This is a genomic window from Bradyrhizobium sp. NAS96.2 (genome assembly GCF_001908235.1).
In the GTDB taxonomy this organism is placed as follows: Bacteria; Pseudomonadota; Alphaproteobacteria; order Rhizobiales; family Xanthobacteraceae; genus Bradyrhizobium.
In genome coordinates this window covers 1-24,052 of sequence record NZ_LGHK01000263.1, presented here as the reverse complement: position 1 = coordinate 24,052, position 24,052 = coordinate 1, and the positions used below count along the sequence as shown (strand labels likewise).

At 65.0% G+C, this 24,052-nt stretch carries 22 protein-coding genes and 1 pseudogene; 13 read left to right on the top strand and 10 right to left on the bottom strand.

Annotated features, from left to right (window positions below; all coding sequences use genetic code 11):
- Positions 1–166: 166 nt before the first annotated feature.
- Positions 167–859: a thiol:disulfide interchange protein TlpA gene (tlpA, locus tag AC628_RS38455; protein WP_168193530.1), complete on the top strand. Its 693-nt coding sequence runs from the start codon at positions 167–169 to the stop codon at positions 857–859.
- 134 nt (positions 860–993) lie between these two features.
- Here the strand turns inward: tlpA and AC628_RS38450 are convergent, their stop codons facing one another.
- Together AC628_RS38450 and AC628_RS38445 are read right to left on the bottom strand one after the other, a co-directional pair.
- A complete protein-coding gene (locus AC628_RS38450) occupies positions 994–1,182 on the bottom strand; it encodes a putative motility protein (RefSeq protein WP_074131839.1) in 189 nt (62 codons plus the stop codon).
- A gap of 135 nt (positions 1,183–1,317) precedes the next feature.
- Entirely contained in the window at positions 1,318–2,175 is an 858-nt protein-coding gene (locus AC628_RS38445; RefSeq protein ID WP_083633285.1) for a LysR substrate-binding domain-containing protein, read from the bottom strand.
- A 103-nt stretch (positions 2,176–2,278) separates the two neighbouring features.
- Here AC628_RS38445 and AC628_RS38440 point away from each other — a divergent pair, with 103 nt between their 5' ends.
- Genes AC628_RS38440 through AC628_RS45925 form a run of 3 tightly spaced genes read left to right on the top strand, consistent with a single transcriptional unit; the run spans position 2,279 to position 3,992 of the window.
- On the top strand, positions 2,279–2,662 hold the full coding sequence (locus AC628_RS38440; RefSeq protein WP_074131838.1) for a tautomerase family protein: 384 nt from the start codon (positions 2,279–2,281) through the stop codon (positions 2,660–2,662).
- Positions 2,659–3,870 (top strand): pyridoxal phosphate-dependent aminotransferase, encoded by a 1,212-nt coding sequence (locus tag AC628_RS38435; RefSeq protein WP_074131837.1) that lies wholly within the window; start codon positions 2,659–2,661, stop codon positions 3,868–3,870. Before AC628_RS38440 ends, AC628_RS38435 begins: the two co-directional genes overlap by 4 nt.
- On the top strand, positions 3,867–3,992 hold the full coding sequence (locus AC628_RS45925) for a hypothetical protein (RefSeq protein ID WP_283806738.1): 126 nt from the start codon (positions 3,867–3,869) through the stop codon (positions 3,990–3,992). Before AC628_RS38435 ends, AC628_RS45925 begins: the two co-directional genes overlap by 4 nt.
- A gap of 11 nt (positions 3,993–4,003) precedes the next feature.
- Here the strand turns inward: AC628_RS45925 and AC628_RS38430 are convergent, their stop codons facing one another.
- The 5 genes from AC628_RS38430 to AC628_RS38410 all read right to left on the bottom strand — a co-directional run bounded on the left by AC628_RS38430 (position 4,004) and on the right by AC628_RS38410 (position 7,852).
- Positions 4,004–4,885, bottom strand: a complete 882-nt coding sequence (locus AC628_RS38430) for a 3-hydroxybutyryl-CoA dehydrogenase (protein WP_074131843.1) — start codon at positions 4,883–4,885, stop codon at positions 4,004–4,006.
- Between the two features lie 246 nt (positions 4,886–5,131).
- Positions 5,132–6,082 (bottom strand): electron transfer flavoprotein subunit alpha/FixB family protein, encoded by a 951-nt coding sequence (locus AC628_RS38425; RefSeq protein WP_050422791.1) that lies wholly within the window; start codon positions 6,080–6,082, stop codon positions 5,132–5,134.
- Positions 6,082–6,831 (bottom strand): electron transfer flavoprotein subunit beta/FixA family protein, encoded by a 750-nt coding sequence (locus AC628_RS38420; RefSeq protein WP_016845285.1) that lies wholly within the window; start codon positions 6,829–6,831, stop codon positions 6,082–6,084. Before AC628_RS38420 ends, AC628_RS38425 begins: the two co-directional genes overlap by 1 nt.
- A gap of 221 nt (positions 6,832–7,052) precedes the next feature.
- Positions 7,053–7,625 carry a cob(I)yrinic acid a,c-diamide adenosyltransferase gene (locus tag AC628_RS38415; protein WP_074131836.1) on the bottom strand — a complete coding sequence of 191 codons (573 nt, stop codon included), beginning with the start codon at positions 7,623–7,625 and terminating at the stop codon, positions 7,053–7,055.
- Between the two features lie 32 nt (positions 7,626–7,657).
- Positions 7,658–7,852, bottom strand: coding sequence for a twin transmembrane helix small protein (locus AC628_RS38410; protein ID WP_074131835.1), 195 nt, complete (start codon positions 7,850–7,852; stop codon positions 7,658–7,660).
- Between the two features lie 166 nt (positions 7,853–8,018).
- On the opposite strand from AC628_RS38410, the gene AC628_RS38405 reads away from it, so the two are divergent.
- A complete protein-coding gene (locus AC628_RS38405; RefSeq protein WP_502689828.1) occupies positions 8,019–8,879 on the top strand; it encodes a YihY/virulence factor BrkB family protein in 861 nt (286 codons plus the stop codon).
- On the opposite strand, the gene AC628_RS38400 is transcribed toward AC628_RS38405, so the two are convergent.
- Complete coding sequence (locus AC628_RS38400) at positions 8,806–10,176, bottom strand: ATP-binding protein (RefSeq protein ID WP_083633284.1); 1,371 nt, start codon at positions 10,174–10,176, stop codon at positions 8,806–8,808. The two genes, AC628_RS38405 and AC628_RS38400, sit on opposite strands and share 74 nt — an antisense overlap.
- Positions 10,177–10,509: 333 nt before the next feature.
- A complete protein-coding gene (gluQRS, locus tag AC628_RS38395) occupies positions 10,510–11,379 on the bottom strand; it encodes a tRNA glutamyl-Q(34) synthetase GluQRS (protein WP_074131834.1) in 870 nt (289 codons plus the stop codon).
- A 114-nt stretch (positions 11,380–11,493) separates the two neighbouring features.
- Between gluQRS and AC628_RS38390 the strand changes: the two genes are divergently transcribed.
- From AC628_RS38390 to AC628_RS38380, 3 genes are all read left to right on the top strand, one after another.
- Entirely contained in the window at positions 11,494–12,147 is a 654-nt protein-coding gene (locus tag AC628_RS38390; RefSeq protein WP_074131833.1) for a DNA-3-methyladenine glycosylase family protein, read from the top strand.
- 167 nt (positions 12,148–12,314) lie between these two features.
- Positions 12,315–13,877 carry a glycoside hydrolase family 17 protein gene (locus AC628_RS38385; RefSeq protein WP_074131832.1) on the top strand — a complete coding sequence of 521 codons (1,563 nt, stop codon included), beginning with the start codon at positions 12,315–12,317 and terminating at the stop codon, positions 13,875–13,877.
- Between the two features lie 210 nt (positions 13,878–14,087).
- On the top strand, positions 14,088–15,881 hold the full coding sequence (locus AC628_RS38380) for an adenylate/guanylate cyclase domain-containing protein (protein WP_074131840.1): 1,794 nt from the start codon (positions 14,088–14,090) through the stop codon (positions 15,879–15,881).
- A gap of 201 nt (positions 15,882–16,082) precedes the next feature.
- Here the strand turns inward: AC628_RS38380 and AC628_RS38375 are convergent.
- Positions 16,083–16,865 (bottom strand): annotated as a pseudogene (locus AC628_RS38375) (LysR family transcriptional regulator); the annotation flags it as partial.
- Positions 16,866–17,047: 182 nt separating this feature from the next.
- On the opposite strand from AC628_RS38375, the gene AC628_RS38370 reads away from it, so the two are divergent.
- The 5 genes from AC628_RS38370 (at position 17,048) to AC628_RS38350 (ending at position 23,857) form a co-directional block, all read left to right on the top strand.
- Positions 17,048–18,019: an NAD(P)H-dependent flavin oxidoreductase gene (locus tag AC628_RS38370; protein ID WP_074131831.1), complete on the top strand. Its 972-nt coding sequence runs from the start codon at positions 17,048–17,050 to the stop codon at positions 18,017–18,019.
- Between the two features lie 29 nt (positions 18,020–18,048).
- On the top strand, positions 18,049–19,566 hold the full coding sequence (locus AC628_RS38365) for an acyl-CoA synthetase (RefSeq protein ID WP_074131830.1): 1,518 nt from the start codon (positions 18,049–18,051) through the stop codon (positions 19,564–19,566).
- Between the two features lie 205 nt (positions 19,567–19,771).
- Positions 19,772–20,857 carry a DUF2855 family protein gene (locus AC628_RS38360; RefSeq protein ID WP_074131829.1) on the top strand — a complete coding sequence of 362 codons (1,086 nt, stop codon included), beginning with the start codon at positions 19,772–19,774 and terminating at the stop codon, positions 20,855–20,857.
- A gap of 111 nt (positions 20,858–20,968) precedes the next feature.
- The gene (locus tag AC628_RS38355; protein WP_074131828.1) at positions 20,969–22,756 is read left to right on the top strand and encodes a flavin-containing monooxygenase; all 1,788 of its coding nucleotides are present in this window, start codon (positions 20,969–20,971) and stop codon (positions 22,754–22,756) included.
- 123 nt (positions 22,757–22,879) lie between these two features.
- A complete protein-coding gene (locus tag AC628_RS38350; protein WP_074131827.1) occupies positions 22,880–23,857 on the top strand; it encodes a peptidyl-alpha-hydroxyglycine alpha-amidating lyase family protein in 978 nt (325 codons plus the stop codon).
- The last annotated feature ends 195 nt before the right edge of the window (positions 23,858–24,052 follow it).

Genomic DNA, 24,052 nt, shown 5'->3' with positions numbered 1-24,052 from the left:
TCACGAATTTGTATTGCAGGCCGTGCTGTTTCATTGGCCGTAGCGGCGAAACAGCATGGCGGTTCCGGAGGTATTAGCTCGTTGTATGAGCATGATCTTTTCGGAAAACCGCTTCGCACTTTTCCGGCTCATGCTCCAGCCACTGCATAGCCATATCTGACCCAGGATGACAAACGATATGCCCGAGACGCCCCCATCCGAACCGACCGCCAAGCCGACGGCCAAGTGGCGTATCCCGCTGGTGATCGGCGCCGTGCTGGTTGGGGCCGTGCTCGGCTATATCGGGGTCTCCAGCCTCAGGCATCCGGTCGGCGGCGACGTCGCCTGCAACAGCGCGGTGGACCTGGCGAAGAAGATCGCCCCGCTCGCCCATGGCGAGGTCGCGGCGCTGACCATGGCAACCACCCCCTTGCGGCTGCCCGATCTGGCCTTCGAGGACGCCAACGGCCAGCCGAAGAAGCTGTCGGATTGGCGCGGCAAGACCGTGCTGGTCAATCTGTGGGCGACCTGGTGCGTGCCCTGCCGCAAGGAAATGCCGGCGCTCGACAGCCTGCAGACCAAGCTCGGCGGCAAGGATTTCGAGGTGGTCGCGATCAACATCGACACCCGCGACCCGGACAAGCCGAAGAACTTCTTGAAAGAGGCCAATCTGACCAAGCTGGATTATTTCAGCGACCAGAAAGCCAAGGTCTTTCAGGACCTTAAGAACATAGGCAAGGCGCTGGGCATGCCGACCTCGGTGCTGGTCGACGGCAAGGGCTGCGAAATCGCCAATATCGCCGGTCCCGCCGAATGGGCGAGCGACGATGCGATCAAGCTGGTGAAGGCGGCGCTACAGCCGGCAGCGGCGGGGTTCTAGCGGTCTTTGGGGCCAGTCAGGCGCTTGCCCCGTCATTGCGAGGAGCGTAGCGACGAAGCAATCTACGTTTCCGCTGGCGGCGCGATGGATTGCTTCGCTTCGCTCGCAATGACGCGGATAGCTGAGGGGTGAACTCAGGCGACGGCGTTGAGGTTGCCGCCGACGCCGGGACCGAGATTGGCGGTCGACGGCGTGCCGAGCAGGGTTTGAACCGCGAACTTTTCCGCGTCGAGGTTCTGCTTGGTCACCCGGGTCGCAATCTCACCCTGCAGATTGCCCTGCTGCATCGAGAGGATGCTGGCGACCATGCTCATCGTGTCCATACGCGGTACTCCCAAGTCCGACTCGCAAGTTCGAGTTGCAAGTTCGAGTTGCAAGTCCCGTTTGGCGTAGCGCGCGAAAGTTAATACTTGGGTAACGGCTCGCCGCGTCAGGCTGACGCATCGTTGCGAAGCCGCTCAGACCGCGTTCGCCGCGAAGGCTGCACCGAGGGTGCGCAGCGCCTGCCGGGTCCGCGCATCCGACAGCTTCGAGTGCAGCATGACGTCGCGCGACGGCAATGGCGGCAGGCCGAGCCGCGGCCCGAGGTCGACGGTATCCGCCGGCGCCACCCGGCGCGCCAGCGCAGCGACGGCGAGGCCAGCTGATATCGCGGCCCCGATCGTCGAAAGCCCGCCACCGACGAACGCCTCGGTCCATGCGATGCCGGCGGCGTCGAGGACCTCGACCGCCATGGCGCGCACGCTGCAGGGCTCGGCTTGCGTCGCAAGACGCAGCGGCTCGCCCGGACGATGGTGAAAATCGGGCGCGGCCATCCAGCCGAACGGCTCCTCGAACAGCACATCGCCGTCGCGGCGCTTGGCGTCGTGGCGCAGCGCGATCGCTGCATCGAGCTTGCCGTCGTCGAATGCGCCGAGCACCGCGCGCGAGGTGTCGACGTGCAGCTGGATCACCAGGCCGGGATCGGTGGCGTTCATCCGCTTCAACAGCGAGGCCAGCTCCGATCCGACGATATGGTGGCTGATGCCGACGACCAGGCGCCGATGCTCAACCGCAAACGAGCCGATCGCCGATTGATGCGCGGCAACCAGATTGCGCGCCGCGCCGAGGAAGGCGGCGCCCTCAGCGGACAGCCGGACCAGCCGCGGCGTTCGCTCCAGGAGCCGCCGGCCGAGCCCGTCTTCCAGCCGCCTGATCTTCAGGCTGACCGCCGACTGCGTGGTCTCCATGACCTGCGCCGCGCGGGTGAAGCTGCTGAGGTCGGCCACCAGGACAAAGGCCTGGACCGCCTCGACATCGAGTGCCTTCATGGCCATTCATTTCAATTAGCAATCATTGAAATCGGATATCATACGGTTTTTCAATGATCAAGGAGCGCCTAAGGTCGGCTGAACGCAACGACCGCCAGGAGCCACCATCATGCCGCTGACCCGCGTCTCACTGCGCCGGGGCAAGCCCGCCGCCTACCGCAAGGCGATTCTCGATAACCTCTATCGCGCTATGCGCGAGACCTTTGATGTGCCTGAGGGCGATCGCTTCATGACGATCTCCGAGCACGACGGCGACGACTTCGTCTATGGCGCCGATTACCTCGGCATCAGGCGGAGCGACGACCTGGTCATCATCCAGATCACGGTCAGCAACACCCGCCCGGTGGCGCAGAAGCAGAGGCTCTATCGGCGGATCGCCGAACTGCTGACGGAAAGCCCCGGGCTGCGCCGTGAGGACATCTTCATCAACCTCATCGAGGTGCTTCCCGAGAACTGGTCGTTCGGCAACGGCGAGGCGCAGTACGTCCGATGACCGCGACACCGATCCTCTCGCCGCGCATGCGCAGCATCAAGCCGTCACCCGCATCGGTGCTGCGCCGCCGCGCCCGCGAACTGCGCGCCGCCGGGCGCGACATCATCGAGCTGTCGTCGGGCAATCTCGACCTCCCGACACCGGACCATGTGATCGCAGCAGCACATCAAGCGGCGTTGCGCGGCGAAACCCGCTACACCGACGTCGACGGCACGCCGGAGCTGAAGCGCGCGGTGCAGGCGGCGCTGCTGCGCGATCATCGTCTCGACTATCGGCCGGATGAAATCGTCATCACCAACGGCTCGACGCAAGCGCTGTTCAATGCGTTGCTGGCGACGCTGGCGCCTGACGACGAGGTGATCGTCCCTGCGCCCTATTGGGCGCCCTATCTCGATCAGGTGCGGCTGGCAGGCGCGACGCCGGTGGTCGTGCCGTGCGTGCAGAACTACGGCTTCAAGCTGCGTGCCAAGGATCTGCAGGCGGCGATATCTGCGCGGACGCGCTGGATCGTGATCAACAATCCGGTCAATCCCTCCGGTGCGCTGTATTCTCCCGAGGATCTCACCGAGATCGCCGCGGTCCTGTTGCAGCATCCGGACATCTGGGTGCTGGCCGACGGGCTCTACGAGCACATCGTGTTTGGCGGCGCGCCTGCGCCGACGCTTGCGGAGGTCGAGCCGCGCTTGAAGCCGCGGACATTGACCGTCAGCGGCCTCGCCAAGAGCTACGCCATGATGGGATGGCGGATCGGCTATGCCGCCGGACCTTCGGCGCTGATCCGCGCGATGACCTCGATCCAGTCGCAGACCACGTCCGGCGCCTCGTCGATCAGCCAGGCCGCCGCGGTCGCCGCGCTCGACGGCGCACAGGATGTGCTGCTCGAGCGCGCCGCCATCCTTCGCGCGAGGCGTGATCGCTTTGCCGAACTCGTGAACGGATGCGCCGGCCTCTCCTGCACGCCGCCCGAAGGCACGTTCTATCTGCTGGTCAACTGCGCCGGCGTGATCGGCAAGCGCGCGCCCGACGGAAAGGTGGTTGCGAGCGACCGCGATTTTGCGACCTACCTGCTTGAACAAGCCGATCTGGTGGTGTTCCCCGGCGAGGATCTCGGGCTGTCGCCCTATATCCGCCTCAGCTTCGCCAACCCGTCACCGATCATCGAGGAAGCCGGCAGGCGGCTGAAGCGCGCCTGCGAGGCGCTGCAATGACGCCTCACGCGCAGAGCCAGCGTCTCGCGCTGACGGCGCATCTGTTCGGGCTTGGAACGGGTGTGGCTTTGATTACAGGTCTCGTGCCCGCGACGCTCGCGCTGCTGCGGGCACTGATCTGAAGACGCGGTGATTACCGGGTCGGGACCGGCTTGTCGCCGCGATAATCGTAGAAGCCGCGCTGGGACTTGCGTCCGAGCCAGCCGGCCTCGACGTACTTCACAAGCAGCGGACACGGCCGGTATTTGGAGTCGGCGAGCCCCTCGTGCAGCACCTGCATGATCGACAGGCAGGTGTCGAGGCCGATGAAATCGGCGAGCTCGAGCGGGCCCATCGGATGATGCGCGCCGAGCTTCATCGCGGCGTCGATCGCCTCGACGTTGCCGACGCCTTCATACAGCGTGTAGATCGCCTCGTTGATCATCGGCAGCAGGATGCGGTTGACGATGAAGGCGGGAAAATCTTCCGACACCGCGACCTGCTTGCCGAGCTTGGCGACGAACGCCTTGGCGGTGTCGAAGGTCGTATCGTCGGTGGCGATGCCGCGGATCAGCTCGACCAGCTCCATCGCCGGCACCGGATTCATGAAGTGAATGCCGATGAATTTCTCCGGGCGGTCGGTCGAGGCGGCGAGCCGCGTGATCGAGATCGACGACGAGTTGGTCGCGACGATCGCTTCCGGCTTCAGCACCGCGCAGACCTCGTGGAAGATCTTGCGCTTGGTCTCTTCCTTCTCGATCGCGGTCTCGATCACGAGATCGCAATCGGCCAGCGCATCGAGCGTCTCGGCGGAGGTGATGCGGTCGAGCGCCTGCTTGCGCTCGTTCTCGCTGATCGCCTTCTTGGCGACCTGGCGGGTCAGATTGCCGTTGATGGTCGCCAGCGCCGACTTCAGCCGGTCGCCGGACACGTCGTTGAGCACCACGTCGAAGCCGGCCAGCGCCGCCACATGGGCGATGCCATTGCCCATCTGGCCCGAACCGATCACGCCGACCTTTTTGATTGCCACCGTCATCTTGTCATCCACCGGAACGGCGCGCATGTCGCGCCTGCCCAATCCCAACGATACCCGAAGCGAAACCTTCCGGTTGCCCAATCCGCCGGAAAACGTTCCCGGGACCATGATGTGATGACAGGTCATCACACAAGGGTCCCATTTCCCCCTGTCGGGCACGATCCTTCCGGAAAAACGTTTCCGGATCATTGCCTCGAAAATTATAACACCGGCCGGAGCTTAGCCATCCGGCCGGCGTCTTGTCGCTTACTTTCCGAGCTTGCCGAGCGCTTCGGTGAGCTCCGGAACCGCCTGGTAGAGGTCGGCGACCAGGCCGTAATCGGCGACCTGGAAGATCGGCGCGTCCTCATCCTTGTTGATGGCGACGATCACCTTGGAGTCCTTCATGCCGGCCAGATGCTGGATCGCGCCGGAGATGCCGACCGCGACATAAAGTTCCGGGGCCACAACCTTGCCGGTCTGGCCGACCTGCCAGTCGTTCGGCGCATAGCCGGCATCGACCGCGGCGCGCGAGGCGCCGACGCCGGCACCGAGCTTGTCGGCGAGCGGCTCGATGTATTTTGCAAAATTCTCGCGGCTCTGCATGGCGCGGCCGCCGGAGACGATGATTTTTGCGGATGTCAGTTCCGGACGATCGCTCTTGGCGACCTCCTCGCCGACGAACGTCGACAGGCCCGGATCGGCGGCGGATGCCGCGTTCTCGATCGCCGCGCTGCCGCCTTCACCGGCGGCCGCAAAGGTCGAGGTGCGGACGGTGATCACCTTCTTGGCGTCCTTCGACTTCACGGTCTGGATCGCGTTGCCGGCATAGATCGGCCGCTCATAGGTGTCGGGCGCGACGACCTTGATGATCTCGGAAACCTGCATGACGTCGAGCAGCGCTGCGACGCGCGGCATCACGTTCTTGAAGCGCGAGGTCGCGGGCGCGACGAAGGCGTCGTAGCCGGGCGCCAGCGCGACGATCAGCGCAGCCAGCGGCTCGGCAAGGTCGTGCTCATAGGCGGGACCTTCGGCGACCAGCACCTTGCTGACGCCGGCGAGCTTGGCGGCTGCTTCCGCCGCCGCCTTGGTGCCCTGGCCGCCACCGGCAACCAGTACATGCACGTCGCCGCCGAGCTGGCTCGCCGCGGTCAGCGCCTTGTTGGTCGAGTCCTTCAGGGTCTCGTGGTCGTGTTCAGCAATCAACAGCGTCGTCATCAGAGAACCCCGGCTTCGGTCTTGAGCTTGTTCACGAGTTCGGCGACGTCCTTGACCTTGACGCCCGCCTTGCGGCCTGCCGGTTCCGCGGTCTTCAGCACTTCCAGACGCGGCGTCACATCGACGCCGTAGTCGGCGACGCTCTTGTCGTCGATCGGCTTCTTCTTCGCCTTCATGATGTTGGGCAGCGAGGCATAGCGCGGCTCGTTGAGGCGAAGGTCGGTGGTGACGATCGCCGGGCCCTTCAGCTTGATGGTCTGCAGGCCGCCGTCGACTTCGCGCGTGACCTTGAAGTCCGATCCTTCGACCTCGAGCTTGGAGGCGAAGGTCGCCTGCGACCAGCCGAGCAGCGCGGCCAGCATCTGGCCGGTCTGGTTCGAGTCGTCGTCGATCGCCTGCTTGCCGAGAATGACGAGGCCGGGCTGCTCGGCCTCAACCACCGCCTTCAGGATCTTGGCGACCGCGAGCGGTTCGACATTGCCTTCGGCCTTGACCAGGATGCCGCGGTCGGCGCCCATCGCAAGTCCGGTGCGAATGGTCTCGGAGGCCTGCGCGGGTCCGATCGACACCACCACCACTTCGGTCGCCTTGCCGGCCTCCTTCAGCCGCAGCGCTTCCTCGACGGCGATCTCGTCGAACGGGTTCATCGACATCTTGACGTTGGCGAGCTCCACGCCCGTCCCGTCACTCTTGACGCGGACCTTGACGTTGTAGTCGACGACCCGCTTTACCGGCACAAGAACCTTCATCGATCCTCTTTCGCTTTGATTTTATGGGTTTCGGTTGGCTGGCGCGGAACCTAAAGGTCCCGTTTCCCCCGGTCAACGCGCCAAAGCCAAAAAACCGTCACCCGGTTTTGAGCCAGTCTAGAGCACTTCCGGTTCTGATTGCATCAGAACCGGCGCTCCAGATTCATGTTTTGGCGCGTTTTCTTGACGCGAACCGGGCATCCACTTCGCTCGAAAACGCTTCAGCGGTTCTGGCCCGGCACCCACAACACGTCTCCCGCCCCCTTATTGTTCTGGAAGCGGCTGGCAACGAACAGGAAATCCGACAGGCGGTTCATATACTGAATGCCAGCCGCGTTGACCGGCTCGTCGGGCCGGGCTGCGAGTTCCACCATCATCCGTTCCGCGCGGCGACATATCGTCCGGGCGAGATGCAGATATGCGGCGGCAGGCGTGCCTCCGGGCAGCACGAACGAGGTCAGCGGCGCGAGCTGGTCGTTGAGGCGGTCGATGTCGCGCTCGAGCCGTTCGACCTGGCTCGCCAGCATGCGCAGGCGTTCGGTCTTGCCCTCGCGCTCGGGCACCGCAAGGTCGGCGCCGAGATCGAACAGATCGTTCTGGATCCGGCCGAGCATCGCATCGACCTCGGGACTATCAGCCAGATGCAGCCGCACCACGCCGATCGCGGCGTTGGTCTCGTCGACGGTGCCGTAGGCGGCAACGCGCAGATCGTATTTCGGCCGCCGCTCGCCGGAGCCGAGCGCGGTGGTGCCGTCATCGCCGGTGCGCGTGTAGATCCGATTGAGAACGACCATGGCCGTGATCTCCTAACGTTTGCACATCGCCGTTATCGCCCCATCGCCCAGACCGCGAGCATCGCGATGACGATGGCGACGAACTGCAGCAGCACGCGCAGCCGCATCAGCCTCTGCGACGTGTTCGGCGAGCCGCCCTTCATCATGTTGACGAGGCCGAGCAGGAGCACCAGCGCGACGGCGCCGACGGCGATGGGAAGAATGATAGTGCTGAGAAGAGATGTCATCTGCGGTACATAACACCGCATGACGCGGACTTCCACACAGGCGGCCGATGCAACCAACTGGCTTTTCAGTGCGTAATATCAGATGCTGGGCCCGTTCTCGGACCGAGCCGTTTTCGACAATGCCGGGTGGAATGTGAAGCAGCTTCGTTACGTCACCCACGTCGTGATGGATGCCTTTTACACGTTCCTCGCCGATGACGGCTGGGCGATCGCGAGCCACATCGCGCTGTCGACCCTGATGGCGCTGTTTCCGTTCCTGATCGTGCTGACGTCGCTGGCCGGTTTCTTCGGCTCCAAGCAGCTCGCCGACCAGGCGGTCGGGCTGCTGCTCCAGGTCTGGCCGGACCAAGTCGCCGGGGCGCTGTCCGGCCAGATCCACGACGTGCTGACCAACACCCGCGGCGACATCCTGACCATCGGCGCGGTGCTCGCGGTGTACTTCGCCTCCAACGGCGTCGAGGCGCTGCGGGTGGCGCTGAACCGCGCTTATGCCGTGATCGAACCGCGGCGCTGGTACTGGCTGCGGCTGGAATCGATCGGCTACACGCTGGTCGCGGCGTTCACCTCGCTCGCGATGGCGTTCCTGATCGTGCTCGGACCGCTGATCATCGAGGCGGCGCGGCGCTATATCCCGTTCTTCGTCGAATCCAACGAGAGCCTGCTCAACATCGCCCGTTACGGCATCACGATACTGGCGCTGGTCGTCGCGCTATTCATCCTGCATGCCTGGCTGCCGGCGGGCCGCCGCAGCTTCACCCAGATCCTGCCCGGCATCATCTTCACCATGGTGGCCTCGCTGATCTCCGGCATCGGCTTCGGCATGTACCTGGCGCGCTTCGCCAACAACTACGTCACGATGTATGCGGGGCTCGCCTCGGTGGTGATCGCGCTGGTGTTCCTGTATTTCATCGCCGCGATCTTCGTGTTCGGCGGCGAATTGAACGCCGCGATCATCAAGTCGCGGCTGCCGCACGGCGTGTCGCTTCATGCAGCGCAGTCGCGAGCGCGCGCGGAGACACAGGCTTGACCAGGAAGGCGTCGGCGCCGGCGGCGCGCGCGGCGGCTTCGTCCTCGGCGCGGCCGGAGATCCCGACGATCACGATACGGCCGTGCGGCGGCGGCAGCGCGCGGATGCGCTTGATGGCCTCGACGCCGCTGATGCCGGGCAGCACCATGTCCATCAGCACGGCGTCGAAGGCGCCCTGGCCGAGCCGATCGGGTGCGCCCTCGCCCTGACCGATGAATTCGGCGTGGTGACCAAGTTCAGTCAGGATGGTGTTGAGCACGACGCGGCCGAACGGATTGTCCTCGACGCTGAGCAGCCGCAGCCCCTGCGACGACGGCGCCGCCGCGCCTTCGCTCGCGGGCGCGCCGGCGGGCCCTTCGGCTGCAACCAGCACCACGTTGAGCGTGAAGGTGGTGCCGCCGCCTGAGCGCTGGGCCGCGACGACGTCGCCGCCCATGGCGCGCGCAAGCTGCTTGACCGAGGACAGGCCGAGCCCGGAGCCACCGAACCGCGCGGCGATCGAGACATTGGCCTGCGAGAACGGCCGGAACAGGCGCTTGACCTCCGATAACGTCAGGCCGATGCCGCTGTCGGAGATCGCAAAGGCGACACCGATCCTGCCGTCCGCCCGTCGCTTCGCCGCGTTCTTGGCCGCAGGCACCGGCGCGACGCGCAGCTCGATGCTGCCCTGCTCGGTGAACTTGACGGCGTTGTCGATCAAATTTTCCAGCGCGGCGCGCAGGCGGACCGGATCGCCGACAGCGAAGGCGGGCAGCTTGGCGGAGATCTCGACCGAGGCCCGCAGTCCCTTGGCTGCCGCACGGCCGGCCAGCGAATCTCCGGCATGGCGCGCCAGCGTGCGCAGGTCGAAGAAGTCCTGCCGGATCTCGAGCCCCGGCCCCTCGCTGCGGGCGGCATCGACGAACAGGGTTGCAAGGCTCGCCAGATGTTCGGCGCCGGCCCTGATGGTGTCGACCCAGCGCCGCTCGCGCTCGCCGAGCTCCGATGTCGCGAGCAGGTTGCTGATCGCGAGGATGCCGGTCAGCGGCGTCCGCACCTCATGGGCGAAGGCGGCAAGCGCGGTCTCGACCATGCCGGGGCCGGACTTGGCTCCGGACTTGGCTGATGTCTTTGGCGCGGCCCGCGTGTGGCGCGGCTTGGCCGCCGGCTTGGACTTGCGGGTCTTGGCTTTGTGGGTCTTGGCCTTGCGGGTCTTGCCGGCGCGAGTCTTGGCCTTGCGGATATTGGCGGCGCGGGTCTTCGACGGCGCGCCCTTTGCTCGCCGCGTGCTGCGCCTTCCGCGCGATGATGTCGCCATGATCTCCGTGACCCCGCCCCGGAGGCAACATGGCATGCCAGGAGTGGCAGAGTCACGGCGCTGTTTGGGAGGAGCCAAGGCAAATCAGGATGATGGTAAGCCATCCATCCACTTGCGGCGCCCTCCGCTGCACGAGCAGCGCTATCGCAGGAGCGCCTCCAGCCAAAATGTCGAAAACAACCCCATGCAAAGCAGCCGGCGGCCGCCGGCGTCTGACGCCGCCACTTGACATGTCGGGCAAATCAACGGTATTTTTCTATTATTCCGAAATCGCGCAAGCCCCCCCCCCTCGCCTCCGCAAGAGGAAGAGGAGCGCCGCACCTTCGTGGCGGACTACACCAAACCGACCAGGCGGCGGATATCGGCCGGGCTCGCCCCGTCCGCCCGCAGCTCGCGCAGTCCGGTCGCCTGGGTCGATTTCGACAGCTTTTGGCCAGCCGTGTCGGGGATCAGCGCATGGTGCCGGTAGACCGGCACGGGCAAGCCAAGCAGCTCCTGCAACAGCCGATGCACGCTGGTCGACCAGAACAGGTCAGCGCCCCTGACCACATCGGTGACGCCTTGCAGGGCGTCGTCGACCACCACGGAGAGATGGTAGCTGGTTGGGGTCTCCTTGCGGGCCAGGATCACGTCGCCCCAGGCCTCAGGCCGGGCCGCGACGTCTCCGCTCTCGCCGGCCGGTCCCTCGCCCGCTTCCTGCCAGGATAGGCCGCCGGCGCGGGCGACGGCTGAGGCCATGTCGAGCCGCAGCGCGAACGGCGCGCCCTGCCCGATCAGCCGGTCGCGCTCCCCGGCCGACAGCGATTTCGCGATCCCCGGATAAAGCGGCGCGCCGTCCGGATCGCGCGGCCAGGCGCCACCCGCCTCGCGTTCGGCGACCAGCCGCGCGATATCGGCGCGGCTCTCGAAGCTGGGATAGACCAGCCCCTGCGCCGACAGACGGTCGATCGCCGCGCCATAGGCGGCAAAATGCTCCGACTGCCGCCGCACCGGAGTCTCCCAGGCGATGCCGAGCCAGGCGAGGTCTTCGTAAATCGCGGCTTCGAATTCCGGACGACAGCGCGTCGAATCGATGTCCTCGATCCGCAGCAGGAAGCGCCCGCCCGACTGCCGCGCGAGGTCGTGATTGAGCAGTGCCGAAAAAGCGTGGCCGAGATGCAGATGGCCGTTCGGACTCGGTGCGAAGCGGAAAACGGGTGGCATGGCGTGTGATCGCGCGTCATTGCCGGGCTCGCCCCGGCGATCCAAGACTCTGTTACGATAGGAGATGGACATGCGGGTCAAGCCCGCGAATGACGAGTCGATGCAGATCCCGCAATGCTGATTCATCTCGAAACCCAGGCCGACCTCGACGACGCCATCCACAAACTGGTCGACCAGGATCGCCGCCTGCGCCCGATCCTCGAATCGACCGGCATGCCGGCGATCCGGCAGCGCGAGCCCGGATTTGCAGGACTTGCCGCGATCATCTGCGGTCAGCAGCTGTCGACCGCGAGTGCTGCTGCGATCTGGGGGCGCGTCAGCCGGGCCTTCGACCCGTTCCACCATGATGCCATCCGCAAGGCGCGCGCCGACCGGCTCGGCCGGCTCGGATTGTCCGCTGCGAAGATCAAGACGCTCAAACACATCGCCCGCGAGCTCGCCGAGGAGCGGCTGAACCTCGACGTGCTCGCCAACGAGGAGGCCGATGCGGCGCACAACACGCTGACCGCGCTGCCCGGGATCGGCCCATGGACCGCCGACGTCTATCTGCTGTTCTGCCTCGGCCACGGCGACGCCTGGCCCGCCGGCGACCTCGCCGTGCAGGAAGCGGTCAAGGTCGGGCTCGGGCTGAAGGAGCGGCCGACGCCGAAGCAGATGGCGCCGCTTGCCGAGCCGTGGCGGCCGCTGCGTGGCGCTGCCGCACATCTGTGGTGGGCGTATTATCGCGTGCTGAGGAATCGCGAAGGCGTGATCGCGAGCGCGAAATAGGCCGTCGATAAAAACAGTGCGACTGCGCGATCGCATGCTATAGCATCAGCAGACGAATACTTATTCAATTTGCCGACCTCGCCCATTTCGCCGCTAAGCACATCCTTCCTGCAAGGAGCACGGACCTGGTATCGTTCCGTACCCCGCTGACGCTTCTGCTGATATCGCTGGCCGCTATCGCCGCGACGTGGTGGTGGCTCGGCGTCCCGGTCAACCTGCCGCGCGCACCGATCGATCCGAACGACAAGGTTCAGTGCATCTCGTACGCCCCGTTCCGCGACAATCAGACATCACTATCGCCGGCGACGCAGGTCTCGCCGGAGCAGATCGCGGAAGATCTCGCCCAGCTTGCCAAGATATCCCACTGCATCCGCACCTACGCGACCGATCTCGGCCTCGACCAGATCCCCGGACTTGCGGCCAAGGCAGGGCTGAAAGTCATTCAGGGCATTTTCCTCGATCGGGACCGGAAGAAGAATGCAACGCAGGTCGAAACGGCGATCCGCCTCGCCAGGGAATATCCGGACACGATCATCGCACTCGTGGTCGGCAACGAGGTCTTGCTGCGCAAGGAAATGGCGGCGTCCGACCTCGCCGCCCTGATCAGCTCGATCAAGGCGCAGGTCACCGTTCCCGTCACCTATGCAGAGGTCTGGGAGTTCTGGCTGAGCAATCGCGAACTTTCCGACGCCGTCGACTTCGTCACGATTCACATCCTGCCCTATTGGGAGAATATTCCAATCCGGGCGGATCTGGCCGCCGCGCACGCAGACGAGATTCGCAAGCAGGTCGCGGCGGCGTTCCCGGGCAAGGAGATCTTTATCGGGGAAGTCGGCTGGCCGAGCGAGGGGCGAATGCGCGAGTCCGCGCTGCCGTCGCGCACCAATCAGGCGCGCGTGGTCGCGGAGGTGCTCGACCTGGCGCGGCGCGAGCACTTCCGCGTCAACCTGTTCGAGGCCTATGACGAAGGTTGGAAGCGCGAGATCGAGGGCACGATCGGCGGCTCCTGGGGCCTGTTCGATTCCGAACAGCGCACGCTGAAATATCCGCCAGGCCGACCCGTCAGCAACTTTCCGGCCTGGAAGCTGCAAATGTGCAGCGGGATGGCGCTCGCGATCCTGGTGTTCGGCGTCGCATGGCTGACCTTGCGCCGCAAGCCGAGGCAGGCGGAATTCGGATCATGGCTGGCGGTCGGCATATCTGCGACGACAGGGGGAATCCTGCTCGGGGTCGCCGCGCAACGCATGGTCTATGAAAGCTATGGCACCGGAGGCTGGCTGGTGTGGGGCTCGCTGCTGGTGGCGGCAATGGCGTCCCCGGTGTTCGGCGCCAACGCCCTGATGTCAGGTCGCGCACCGCCCAGCTTTGCGGAACTGCTGGGTCCGAAGGGCTACCACACTGAATCGATGCTGGTGACGATGCACGGATTGACCTTGATGGTCACCGCCGTGATCGGCACGGCGACCGCGCTCGGCCTCATCTTCGACCCGCGCTTCATCGATTTTCCGTTCGCGCCTCTCACGATGGCGGCGGTGCCCTTTGCAGCCATGACGCTGCTCAATCCCCCCGCGAAGGGAAGCCGCCCTCTGGCGGAACCGATGTTTGCCGGCATTTACCTTGCGGCGGCAATCTATACGGCGCTCAACGAGGGAACGGAGAACTGGCAGGCGCTGTGGACCTGCGCCGCCTTCATCTTGCTTGCGGTAACGCTGTGGCGGGCGCGGGCGTGAGGATGCGTTCCAGCTTCAGGGCGCGTAGTCATAAATCCGGTAAAGGCGTGCGGAAATGGCGGGGTCTGGATTGCCCTAACAAGCAGACATCAACGATGGCAGATTGAATGTCCGCGAAGGGGCCAATTGCCGACATCAGACGTCGAGCACCTCCCTTCGGCCTGTGCTATGATCCGCCAAAACGCCGCGTGGATCGTTGGATCGCGGACCATGGTGCAGGAACGACCAGTTCGGACCGAGCGCAGGCTGTCGGCGATATTGGCCGCCGACGTGGCTGGCTATTCGCGGCTTATGCATGATGACGAAGAGACTACGCATGCCGCACTGACCGCGCTTCTAACGGAGGCTATCGCTCCGGCAATTGACGAACACGGCGGGCGCATTGTCAAAAACACCGGCGACGGGTTCTTGGCGGAGTTTCCGAGCGCGGTCGAAGCCGTTCGAGCTGCCGTGCAATTCCAGAGCCGCATCAGCGACCTTACGACAGGCGATGCGCAAGATAGGCGGATCGCTTTCCGTGTCGGCATCAATATCGGCGACATAATTGTCGAGCCCCATGATATCTTCGGGGACGGCGTGAATATCGCGGCGCGGCTGGAAAGTATTGCAGAGCCGGGAGGCATCTGCATCTCGTCCTCCGCCTACGACCACGTCCGGGGTAAGGTCGGCGTTGAGTTCGCTGATCTGGGTGAGCAGAACCTCAAAAACATTCCTCGCCCGGTCCGAGCCTTTGCCGCGGTCCGCGAAGGGTCGCCCAGCCCGGCTATCCACGCAGAGCGCGCCAGGCCGGACACGCTTTCAGCACCCCGTCTTTCCATCGTGGTGCTGCCTTTCGCCAACCTCAGCGGCGATCCCGAGCAAGAGTACTTCGCGGACGGTGTGACCGAAAGCCTGACTACGGATTTGTCACGCATCGCCGGCTCACTTGTCATCGGCCGACACACTGCATTCACTTACAAGGGCAAAGCGGTCGATCTCAGGCAGATCGGCCGCGAATTGAACGTTCGATACGTGCTCGAAGGTTCTGTGCAGCGAAGCAGCAATCGGCTTCGAGTGAATGTGCAGTTGATTGACGCCGGAACCGGCAACCATCTCTGGGCCGAACGGTTTGACAAACCCATGGCCGATCTCTTCGAGATGCAGGATGAAGTCGTATCGAGACTGGCCAATGCACTAAATGCTCAGCTTATCGCGGCTGAGGCGAGGCGAGCGGAACGTTCGTTTCATCCCGATGCCCTAGATCTGTATTTCCAGGGGATCGCGCGTTGGAACAAGCAATGGACCCCGGAACATATGGCGCAAGCGCGCCGATTCTTCGAACGCGCCTTACAGCTTGATCCCGGCAACGTTGAGGCGCAGGTGGGCATCGCGGCTGTCGATGTGGCTAGCGCCGGCTTTTTCCTCGCAGATGACACCAATGTGCGTCTTGCTGCGGCCGAAGCGACCTTGAGCAAGGTGCTATCTTTGGCTCCGCAGCACGCCTATGCTCATATGCTTCTGGGCGTTATCCAAATGTCTACCGGCCGCGCTGCGCAGGGCATTGCTGAATGTGAGCACTCCTTGGCGTTGAACAGGAATTTGGCTGAAGCTCATGCGGTCATTGGTGCCAGTAAGGTTTTCATCGGTCGGGCCGTAGAAACCGAGGCACACATACACGAAGCGCTACGCTTTTCGCCTCGCGATGAAGGCGCGCATCGGTGGATGAGCTGGGCTGGTTTCGCCAAGTTTCACCTTGGGGCAGATGCCGAAGCAGTCGAATGGCTACATCTATCCTTGAAGGCCAATCCAAATTATCCCGTGGCGCATTTCGAACTCGCCGCCGCGCTCGCACATCTCGGGAGGCTGGATGAGGCGCGAGGCGCTGTGAAAGCCGGGCTTTCGCTTGATCCAAATTTCACTATCCATCGCTTGAAAAGTCTTCCATTTAGCGACAATCCGACGTTTCGTGCGGGAGCCAAACGCTTGACCCAGGGGATGCGCTTGGCCGGGGTGCCAGAGGGATGATGTCGCAGACGGGTCACAAGGCGGCATCCCTTTGGTCAGATCGCGTGGCCGCTTTATTCTCCAAAGCGGACATCTCGGATTTATGAGCATGCGTTCTATCCGCGCAGCCTGATCCGGTCCTCGCGCGCGCAATCGGTGACGAAAGCCGATCACCGCCCGCACCGACGGAAGCTCGACCAGATCGGGATGGGCGAGCAGCCAGAGATCGGAGAGGCTCGAGAGCTTTTGCGGAGCGACCCGAACCAGATCGGGATAATCGGCGCCGACCAGGCAGGACAGCGCGCAGATCCCGAGCCCGGCACGCGCTGCCGCCAGCATGTCGCCCTGCGAGGAACAGCGCATCACCAGCGTGCCCTGCCGGGTGATGACATCGCTCCAGCGCGCCAGACGCGCGTTCGAGGCCTGGTCGGCAAACCCGATCACGCTGTGCCCCTTCCACTCGTCCGGCCGCTCCGGAAGCTTGCGTCCGACCGCGTAGAGCCGCGACGCATAGAAGCCGGCACCGAGCCGGCCGATCTTGCGCCCGATCAGGTTCTCGTCCCCGGCATCGACCGGGCGCAACACGACGTCGGCCTCGCGCCGCCGGACGCTTGCCGGAAACGGGTGGGTGATGATCTCAAGCTGGATATTGGCGTGATCGCGCAGGAACGGCCCGAGCCGCGGCATCAGCCAATGCGCCGCCAGGGTCGCGCCGATCGACAGCTTGACGACGCCGCGCGCCTGCTCGCCGGTGGCGGACGCTGCCGCCTCCGCGCGCAGCGCCGCAGCGGCCATCGCTTCGGCATGTTCGCGGAACTTGCGGCCATGCGAGGTCAGCGACAAGCCGTCATTGGAACGGGCGAACAGCCTGGTGCCGAGCTGCTTCTCGAGCGCCGCGACGTTGCGGCCGACGGTGGGATGGCTGATGCGCAGCCGCCGCGCCGCGCCGGCGAGGCTCCGCGTCTCCGCCACCGCGACGAATGTCTTGCAAAGCTCCCAATCCATGCGCCTGCCCGCCTGCGCCTTGTTCATATCTGGCCAACTGGCCGTTCAATATTGAACGCGATCGCGCGGCCGTCCAGCCTTATATTGCGGCGCGCCGCGAGAGCCGCCGCTCCGGCGATCACAACACATCGCGATCCGCTCCGGCTGCCGGCCGGGCGGTCCAGCCATGGAGGATCTGAACAATGTCGCTGCCTGCTTCGCTCGCCAACAAGCTCGAACTGCCGGTCGTCGGCTCCCCGCTGTTCATCGTCTCCGGGCCCGAGCTCGTGATTGCGCAGTGCAAGGCCGGCATCGTCGGCTCATTCCCCGCGCTGAACGCCCGCCCGGCCGAGAAGCTCGGCGAATGGCTGACCCAGATCGAGAACGAGCTCGGCGAGTACCAGACGCTGCATCCGGAGAAGAAGGTCGCGCCCTACGCCGTCAACCAGATCTGCCACGCCTCCAACGACCGCCTGATGCGCGACATGGAAACCTGCGTGAAGCACAAGGTGCCTGTGATCATCACCTCGCTGCGCCCGCCGTCCGAGATCGTCGAGGCCGCGCATTCCTATGGCGGCGTCGTGTTCCACGACGTCATCAATGTGAAGCACGCGCGCAAGGCTGCCGAGCAGGGCGTCGACGGATTGATCCTGGTGTGCGCCGGCGCCGGCGGCCATGCCGGCACGCTGTCGCCGTTCGCGCTGGTGCGCGAGGTCAAGCAATGGTTCAAGGGCACGATCCTGCTGTCGGGCGCGATCTCGGACGGCTGGAGCATCGCGTCCGCCCTCGCGCTCGGCGCCGATCTCGCCTATATCGGCACCCGCTTCATCGCGACCGCGGAAGCCAACGCCGACATCAGATACAAGCAAGCGCTGACCGAATACGCCGCGCACGACATCGTCTATTCGAACCTGTTCACCGGCGTGCACGGCAACTATCTCGGGCCGTCGATCGCGGCGGCGGGCCTCGATCCCGCCAATCTGCCGGTCGCCGACAAGACCAAGATGAATTTCGGCTCCGGCGGCAACACCAAGGCCAAGGCCTGGCGCGACATCTGGGGCTCGGGCCAGGGCATCGGCCAGATCGTCGACGCCCCGCCGGTCGCCGAACTGGTGGCACGGCTGAAGGCGGAGTACACCGAAGCCCGCAGCGAATTCCTGCGGGCCAGCGCCTGACGCTGGACGATCGCCTGGAGAGACCCGTTATGATCATCAGCGGCGACCGACAGATCAGCTATGGCGACATTCACGCCCGCATCGCGCGGGCGGCCACCGGCTTGCGCGCGCTCGGCGTGCAGGGCGGCAAGCCGGTCGGCATGATGCTGCGCAACGACTTCGCGCTGTTCGAGGTGGTCGCGGCCTCGGCCGCGCTCGGCAGCCCGGTGGTGCCGATCAACTGGCATCTGAAGGCCGACGAGGTCGCCTACATCCTCACCGACAGCGGCGCCGACATCCTGGTCTGCCACGCCGACCTGCTGCCGCAGATCCGCGACGGGTTGCCGCCTGCGATCAAGCTGCTGGTCGTGACGACGCCACCGGAGATCGCCGCCGCCTATGGCGTGACGCCGGCGCTCACGGCTGTGCCCGACGGCATGACCGACTGGGACATCTGGCGTGAGACGCATCAGCCGCTGACCGACGCACCGATCGGCGCGGCGCCGATGTTCTACACCTCGGGCACAACAGGACTGCCGAAGGGCGTCAAGCGCAAGCCGATGCGACCGGAGCAGCAGGCGGCGGCCGCCCGCGTCGGCGCCCTCACCTACGGCGTCAAGCCGAACGAGGGCCAGGTGATCCTGATGAACGGCCCGATGTACCATTCGGCGCCGCACTCCTACGGCATGCTCGCGTTCCGCAGCGGCTGCGCGATCGTGCTCGAGCCGCGGTTCGATCCCGAGGATCTGCTGCAACTGATCGAGCGCCACCGCGTCACCCACATGCACATGGTGCCGACCATGTTCGTGCGACTGCTGCGCCTGCCCGAGGAGACGCGCCGCCGCTACGACCTGTCGTCGTTGCGCTTCATCGTGCATGGCGCGGCGCCCTGCCCGGTCGACGTCAAGCGCGCGATGATCGAGTGGTGGGGACCTGTGATCAACGAATATCTCGGCTCGACCGAGACCGGCATCCCGGTCTGGCATTCGTCCGCCGAGGCGCTGGCCAAGCCCGGCACCGTCGGCCGCGCCATCGAGGGCGGCATCGTCAAGACCTTCCGGCCCGACGGGACGGAGTGCGACGTCGGCGAGCCCGGCGAGATCTTCATGCGCCAGACCGCGACGTCGGATTTCGATTACCACGGCAACGCCAAGGCGCGCGCCGAGGCCGACCGCGACGGCCTGATCAGCGTCGGCGATGTCGGCTATCTCGACGCCGACGGCTACCTGTTCCTGTGCGACCGCAAGCGCGACATGGTGATCTCGGGCGGCGTCAACATCTATCCCGCGGAGATCGAGAATACGCTGATCGGCATGGACGGCGTGCGCGACTGCGCGGTGTTCGGCGTTCCCGATGACGAGTATGGCGAGCGGCTGTTCGCCTGCGTCGAGCCGGAAGCGGACAGCACGCTGTCGGTCGCAGCGATCCAGGACTTCCTGCGCGGCAAGCTCGCCAATTTCAAGGTGCCGCGCGACATCCGCTTCATGGACGCACTGCCGCGCGAGGCCACCGGCAAGATCTTCAAGCGCAAGCTGCGCGACCTCTACCGCGAAGGACAGTTGAGCTGAACGATATGACGGTGAAGCGAACGGCGTTTGAAACTTAGTTGCTGTTGCAAACGGCCGGCAATCGACGCAACGATGCGCCCACATCTAGAGCATGATCCGGAAAAGTGGAAACCGGTTTTCCGAGAAGATCATGCTCAAACAAAGAGATTGGATCACGATGCGATTCCGTGGAAACGCATCATTATCTAAAGCCGGGATCATCGCCATGAACGCCACTGACTTCATCGTCATCCGCAACGATCTGCAGCAGTGCAAGGTGATCGAGACGCGATTGCCCGATGCCGCGGCGCTGCCAGCCGACGCGCTGCTGGTGAAGGTGACCCGCTTCGCCTTCACCGCCAACAACATCACTTACGCCGTGATCGGCGAGCAGCTGAAATACTGGCAGCTGTTCCCGGCGCCCAAGGACTACGGCATCATTCCGGTATGGGGCTTTGGCGAGGTGCTGGCCTCGAAGCATCCCGGTGTCGCCGCCGGCGAAACGCTGTTCGGTTATTTCCCGATGGCGACCCATCTGGTGATCGAGGCGGCCGATGTCAGCAAGCGCGGCCTGCGCGATGGCGCCGCGCACCGGCAGGAGGTGTCGCCGGTCTACAACGCCTATGCCCGCGTCTCCGGCGATCCGACTTATGCCGGCCAGCAGGGCGATTTCCGCGCGCTGATGCTGCCGCTGTTCATGCTCTCGTTCCTGGTCGACGATTTCCTCGCCGAGAACGACTTCTACGGCGCACGCCGCGTCATCCTGTCGTCGGCCTCGAGCAAGACGGCACTCGGGCTCGCCCATCTGCTGCACAAGCGGGGTATCCGGGTGATCGGCCTGACCTCGAAAGGCAATGTCGATTTCGTCACTTCGCTCGGCTGCTATGACGACGTCGTCACCTATGACGAGGTCGGCGCGATCCCCTCGGCTGAGCCTGTCGCCTATGTCGACATGGCCGGCAACAGCGCGCTGCGCGAGGCCCTGCACCGGCACTTCGGCGATCGGATGGTCTATTCCGGCCGGGTCGGGCTGACGCATCGCGCGAGCGAGCCGGACGAGCCGACGCTGCCCGGCGCCAAGCCGGTGTGGTTCTTCGCGCCGGACCAGATCCGCAAGCGCGCCAAGGAATGGGGCCCCGGCGGCATCGACCAGCGCTTTGGCGCCGCATGGTCCGAGCTCGTGCCGCATCTGCCAAACTGGCTCGAGGTCGTCGAGCGGCGTGGGCCGGCCGCGGTGCGCGAGGCCTATCTCGATACCCTGCAGGGCCGCGTTCCGCCGGACCAGGGCTTGATCCTGTCGCTGGCCGAATAGGCGCTATCCCGTCGCGCCCTTTCTGCGGCCTCGCGAATGGGTATAGGCTTTGCGGCAATGGGAACGCCGCCAAAAAACTGACCAAGGGCGGCCGATGACGGGAAACGCCCGATGCTCGACAAGACGGACGATATTTCGGTCGCCGCCGACAATTGGCTTGTGCAGTTCGAGGATGCGCTGGCTGGCCCCGACGATGTGCTGCTGAAGCCGCTGTTCCATCCCGACAGCTACTGGCGCGACGTGCTGGCGCTGAGCTGGAACATCCAGACCGTCAATCGCGCCTTTGCCATCATCGAGGAACTGCTGGCGCATGCGCGGCGCAGCACGCTGCGCGACTTCCGCATCGATGCCGAGCGCGCCGCGCCGCGCCGGGTGACGCGCGCCGGCACCAATTCGATCGAGGCGATCTTCAAGTTCGAAACGGCCGTTGGCCGCGGCCACGGCATCGTGCGGCTGATTCCCGATGCCGCCGATGGCGATCGGCTGAAAGCCTGGACCTTGCTGACCGCGCTCGAGGAGCTCAGGGGTTTTGAGGAGCAGCAAGGCCACACGCGGCCGCGTGGACAGGCCTATTCCCGCGATTTCCGCGGACCCAACTGGCTCGACCTGCGCAAGGCGTCCATTGAGTATGCCGGCCGCGATCCCGATGTGCTTGTCGTCGGCGGCGGACAGGCGGGGCTTGCGATCGCCGCACGGCTGCAGCAGCTCAAGATCGACGCGCTGATCGTCGACCGCGAGGCCCGCGTCGGCGACAATTGGCGCAAGCGCTATCACGCGCTGACCCTGCACAACCAGGTGCAGGTCAATCACCTGCCCTACATGCCGTTCCCGCCGAACTGGCCGACCTACATCCCGAAGGACAAGCTCGCCAACTGGTTCGAATCCTATGTCGACGCCATGGAGCTGAACTTCTGGACCGGCACGGAATTTTTGGGCGGCAGCTACGACGATGCCGCGGGCCGTTGGACCGTCGAGCTGCGCCGCACCGACGGCACGACGCGGACCATGCGGCCGCGCCATGTCGTGATGGCAACCGGCGTCAGCGGCATCCCCAATCTGCCTGACATCCCCGGCCTGCAGAATTTTTCCGGCAAGGTCATGCATTCCAGCCGTTACGAGGACGGCGAGAGCTGGACCGGCAAGCGCGCGCTGGTGATCGGCACCGGCAACAGCGGCCACGACATCGCGCAGGACCTGCATTCCTCCGGCGCCGAGGTCACGCTGGTGCAGCGCTCCTCGACCCTGATCACCAATATCGAACCGTCGGCGCAGCTGGCCTATGCCGCCTATAATGAAGGCTCGCTCGAGGACAACGATTTGATCGCGACCTCGATGCCGCTTACGCTCGCCAAGCGCAGCCACGTGCTGATGACCGAGCAGTCGAAAGAGCTCGACAAGAAGCTGCTCGACGGGCTCGCGCGCAAGGGCTTCAAGCTCGATTTCGGCGACGGCGGCACCGGCTGGCAGTTCAAATACCTCACCCGCGGCGGCGGCTATTACTTCAACGTCGGCTGCTCCGACCTGGTCGCGAGCGGCGCGGTCGCGCTGAAGCAATTCGCCGAGATCGAGACCTTCGTCAGCGACGGCGCGCGGCTGAAGAACGGCGCGACGGTGCAGGCCGATCTCATCGTGCTCGCGACCGGCTACCGGCCGCAGGAAGAGCTGGTGAAGAAGCTGTTCGGCGCGGCGATGGCCGAACGCGTCGGCCCGATCTGGGGCTTTGGCGACGGCCAGGAGCTGCGCAACATGTACACCCGCACGCCACAGCCCGGCCTCTGGTTCATCGCCGGCAGCCTCGCGCAATGCCGCATCAACTCGCGCTATCTCGCACTGCAGATCAAGGCGATCGAGGAAGGCTTATTGCCGCGCGACGTCGGGCCACGCGCCGATCTTTCATAGCTCCCACCGTCATTCCGGGGCGATGCGCAGCATCGAACCACAGATGCGCAATCGCGCATCGGGGAATCTCGAGGTTCCGGGTTCGCTCCGCGCCCCGGAACGACATCCGAGAGGAGAGACCTCATGCCAACCATCCTCGGCACCGGCGAGCACCGCTATCGCGTCGTCGAGAACTTCGCGAAATTGCCCGACGGCTGGAGCCTGACGGACGTCGCCTCCGTCGCGGTCGACAGCAAGGACCGGGTCTACGTGTTCAATCGCGGCGACCATCCGATGGTGGTGCTCGATCGCGAGGGAAACTTCATCCGGAGTTTTGGCGAAGGCGTGTTCTCGCGCGCGCACGGCCTGCACATCGACGCCGACGACAATCTCTATTGCACCGATGACGGCGACCACACCGTGCGCAAGTGCTCAACCGACGGCAAGGTGCTGCTGACGATCGGGATCCCGAACAAGCCGGCGCCGTTCATGAGCGGCGAGCCGTTTCATCGCTGCACCCATACCGCACTGTCGCCGAAGGGCGAGATCTACGTCTCCGACGGTTACGGCAATGCCTGCGTCCACAAATACACGCCGGACGGCAGGCTGCTCAAAACCTGGGGCGAGCCCGGCACCGATCCCGGCCAGTTCAACATCGTGCACAATATCGCGACCGACGCCGACGGCTTCGTCTATGTCGCCGACCGCGAGAACCACCGCGTCCAGGTGTTCGACGGCAACGGCAAATACGAGACGCAGTGGAACAATCTGCACCGGCCCTGCGCGCTGTGCTGCTGCTCCGGCGGTAAGCAGCCGAACTTCGTGATCGGCGAGCTCGGCCCCGGCATGGCCGTGAACCGCAAGGTGCCCAATCTCGGCCCGCGGCTGTCGATCGTGGACAGCAACGGCAAGCGCATCGCCCGCCTCGGCGGCGAGCACGGCCCCGGCGTCGAGACCGGAAAATTCCTGGCGCCGCACGGCCTCGCGCTGGATTCGCGCGGCGACATCTATGTCGGCGAAGTCGGCGTCACCGACTGGAAGACCAGCTTTCCGGACACCGAGATGCCGGCCGCCGTGCGCGTGACGCGATGCTTGCAGAAGCTGGAGAAGGTGACGGGGTAGCGTCGAATGCCACTCTCACTCCGTCACCCTGAGGAGCGCGCATCGCGCGCGTCTCGAAGGGTCGACGGCCCGGCAGGTGGCCGTGCATCCTTCGAGACGCGCGTACCGCGCTCCTCAGAGCCTGACTGAAAAAGGGGTGAGTGACCTGAGTGGGGTGTGATTCCATCGGATTTGCAAAGATTCGAGGGAGAGCAC

Coding starts and splice junctions, on each gene's coding strand:
- tlpA (WP_168193530.1), top strand. CDS start 167: ATGACAAACGATATGCCCGAGACGCCCCCATCCGAACCGACCGCCAAG.
- AC628_RS38450 (WP_074131839.1), bottom strand. CDS start 1,182: ATGGACACGATGAGCATGGTCGCCAGCATCCTCTCGATGCAGCAGGGC.
- AC628_RS38445 (WP_083633285.1), bottom strand. CDS start 2,175: ATGGCCATGAAGGCACTCGATGTCGAGGCGGTCCAGGCCTTTGTCCTG.
- AC628_RS38440 (WP_074131838.1), top strand. CDS start 2,279: ATGCCGCTGACCCGCGTCTCACTGCGCCGGGGCAAGCCCGCCGCCTAC.
- AC628_RS38435 (WP_074131837.1), top strand. CDS start 2,659: ATGACCGCGACACCGATCCTCTCGCCGCGCATGCGCAGCATCAAGCCG.
- AC628_RS45925 (WP_283806738.1), top strand. CDS start 3,867: ATGACGCCTCACGCGCAGAGCCAGCGTCTCGCGCTGACGGCGCATCTG.
- AC628_RS38430 (WP_074131843.1), bottom strand. CDS start 4,885: ATGACGGTGGCAATCAAAAAGGTCGGCGTGATCGGTTCGGGCCAGATG.
- AC628_RS38425 (WP_050422791.1), bottom strand. CDS start 6,082: ATGACGACGCTGTTGATTGCTGAACACGACCACGAGACCCTGAAGGAC.
- AC628_RS38420 (WP_016845285.1), bottom strand. CDS start 6,831: ATGAAGGTTCTTGTGCCGGTAAAGCGGGTCGTCGACTACAACGTCAAG.
- AC628_RS38415 (WP_074131836.1), bottom strand. CDS start 7,625: ATGGTCGTTCTCAATCGGATCTACACGCGCACCGGCGATGACGGCACC.
- AC628_RS38410 (WP_074131835.1), bottom strand. CDS start 7,852: ATGACATCTCTTCTCAGCACTATCATTCTTCCCATCGCCGTCGGCGCC.
- AC628_RS38405 (WP_502689828.1), top strand. CDS start 8,019: ATGGATGCCTTTTACACGTTCCTCGCCGATGACGGCTGGGCGATCGCG.
- AC628_RS38400 (WP_083633284.1), bottom strand. CDS start 10,176: ATGGCGACATCATCGCGCGGAAGGCGCAGCACGCGGCGAGCAAAGGGC.
- gluQRS (WP_074131834.1), bottom strand. CDS start 11,379: ATGCCACCCGTTTTCCGCTTCGCACCGAGTCCGAACGGCCATCTGCAT.
- AC628_RS38390 (WP_074131833.1), top strand. CDS start 11,494: ATGCTGATTCATCTCGAAACCCAGGCCGACCTCGACGACGCCATCCAC.
- AC628_RS38380 (WP_074131840.1), top strand. CDS start 14,088: ATGGTGCAGGAACGACCAGTTCGGACCGAGCGCAGGCTGTCGGCGATA.
- AC628_RS38370 (WP_074131831.1), top strand. CDS start 17,048: ATGTCGCTGCCTGCTTCGCTCGCCAACAAGCTCGAACTGCCGGTCGTC.
- AC628_RS38365 (WP_074131830.1), top strand. CDS start 18,049: ATGATCATCAGCGGCGACCGACAGATCAGCTATGGCGACATTCACGCC.
- AC628_RS38360 (WP_074131829.1), top strand. CDS start 19,772: ATGAACGCCACTGACTTCATCGTCATCCGCAACGATCTGCAGCAGTGC.
- AC628_RS38355 (WP_074131828.1), top strand. CDS start 20,969: ATGCTCGACAAGACGGACGATATTTCGGTCGCCGCCGACAATTGGCTT.
- AC628_RS38350 (WP_074131827.1), top strand. CDS start 22,880: ATGCCAACCATCCTCGGCACCGGCGAGCACCGCTATCGCGTCGTCGAG.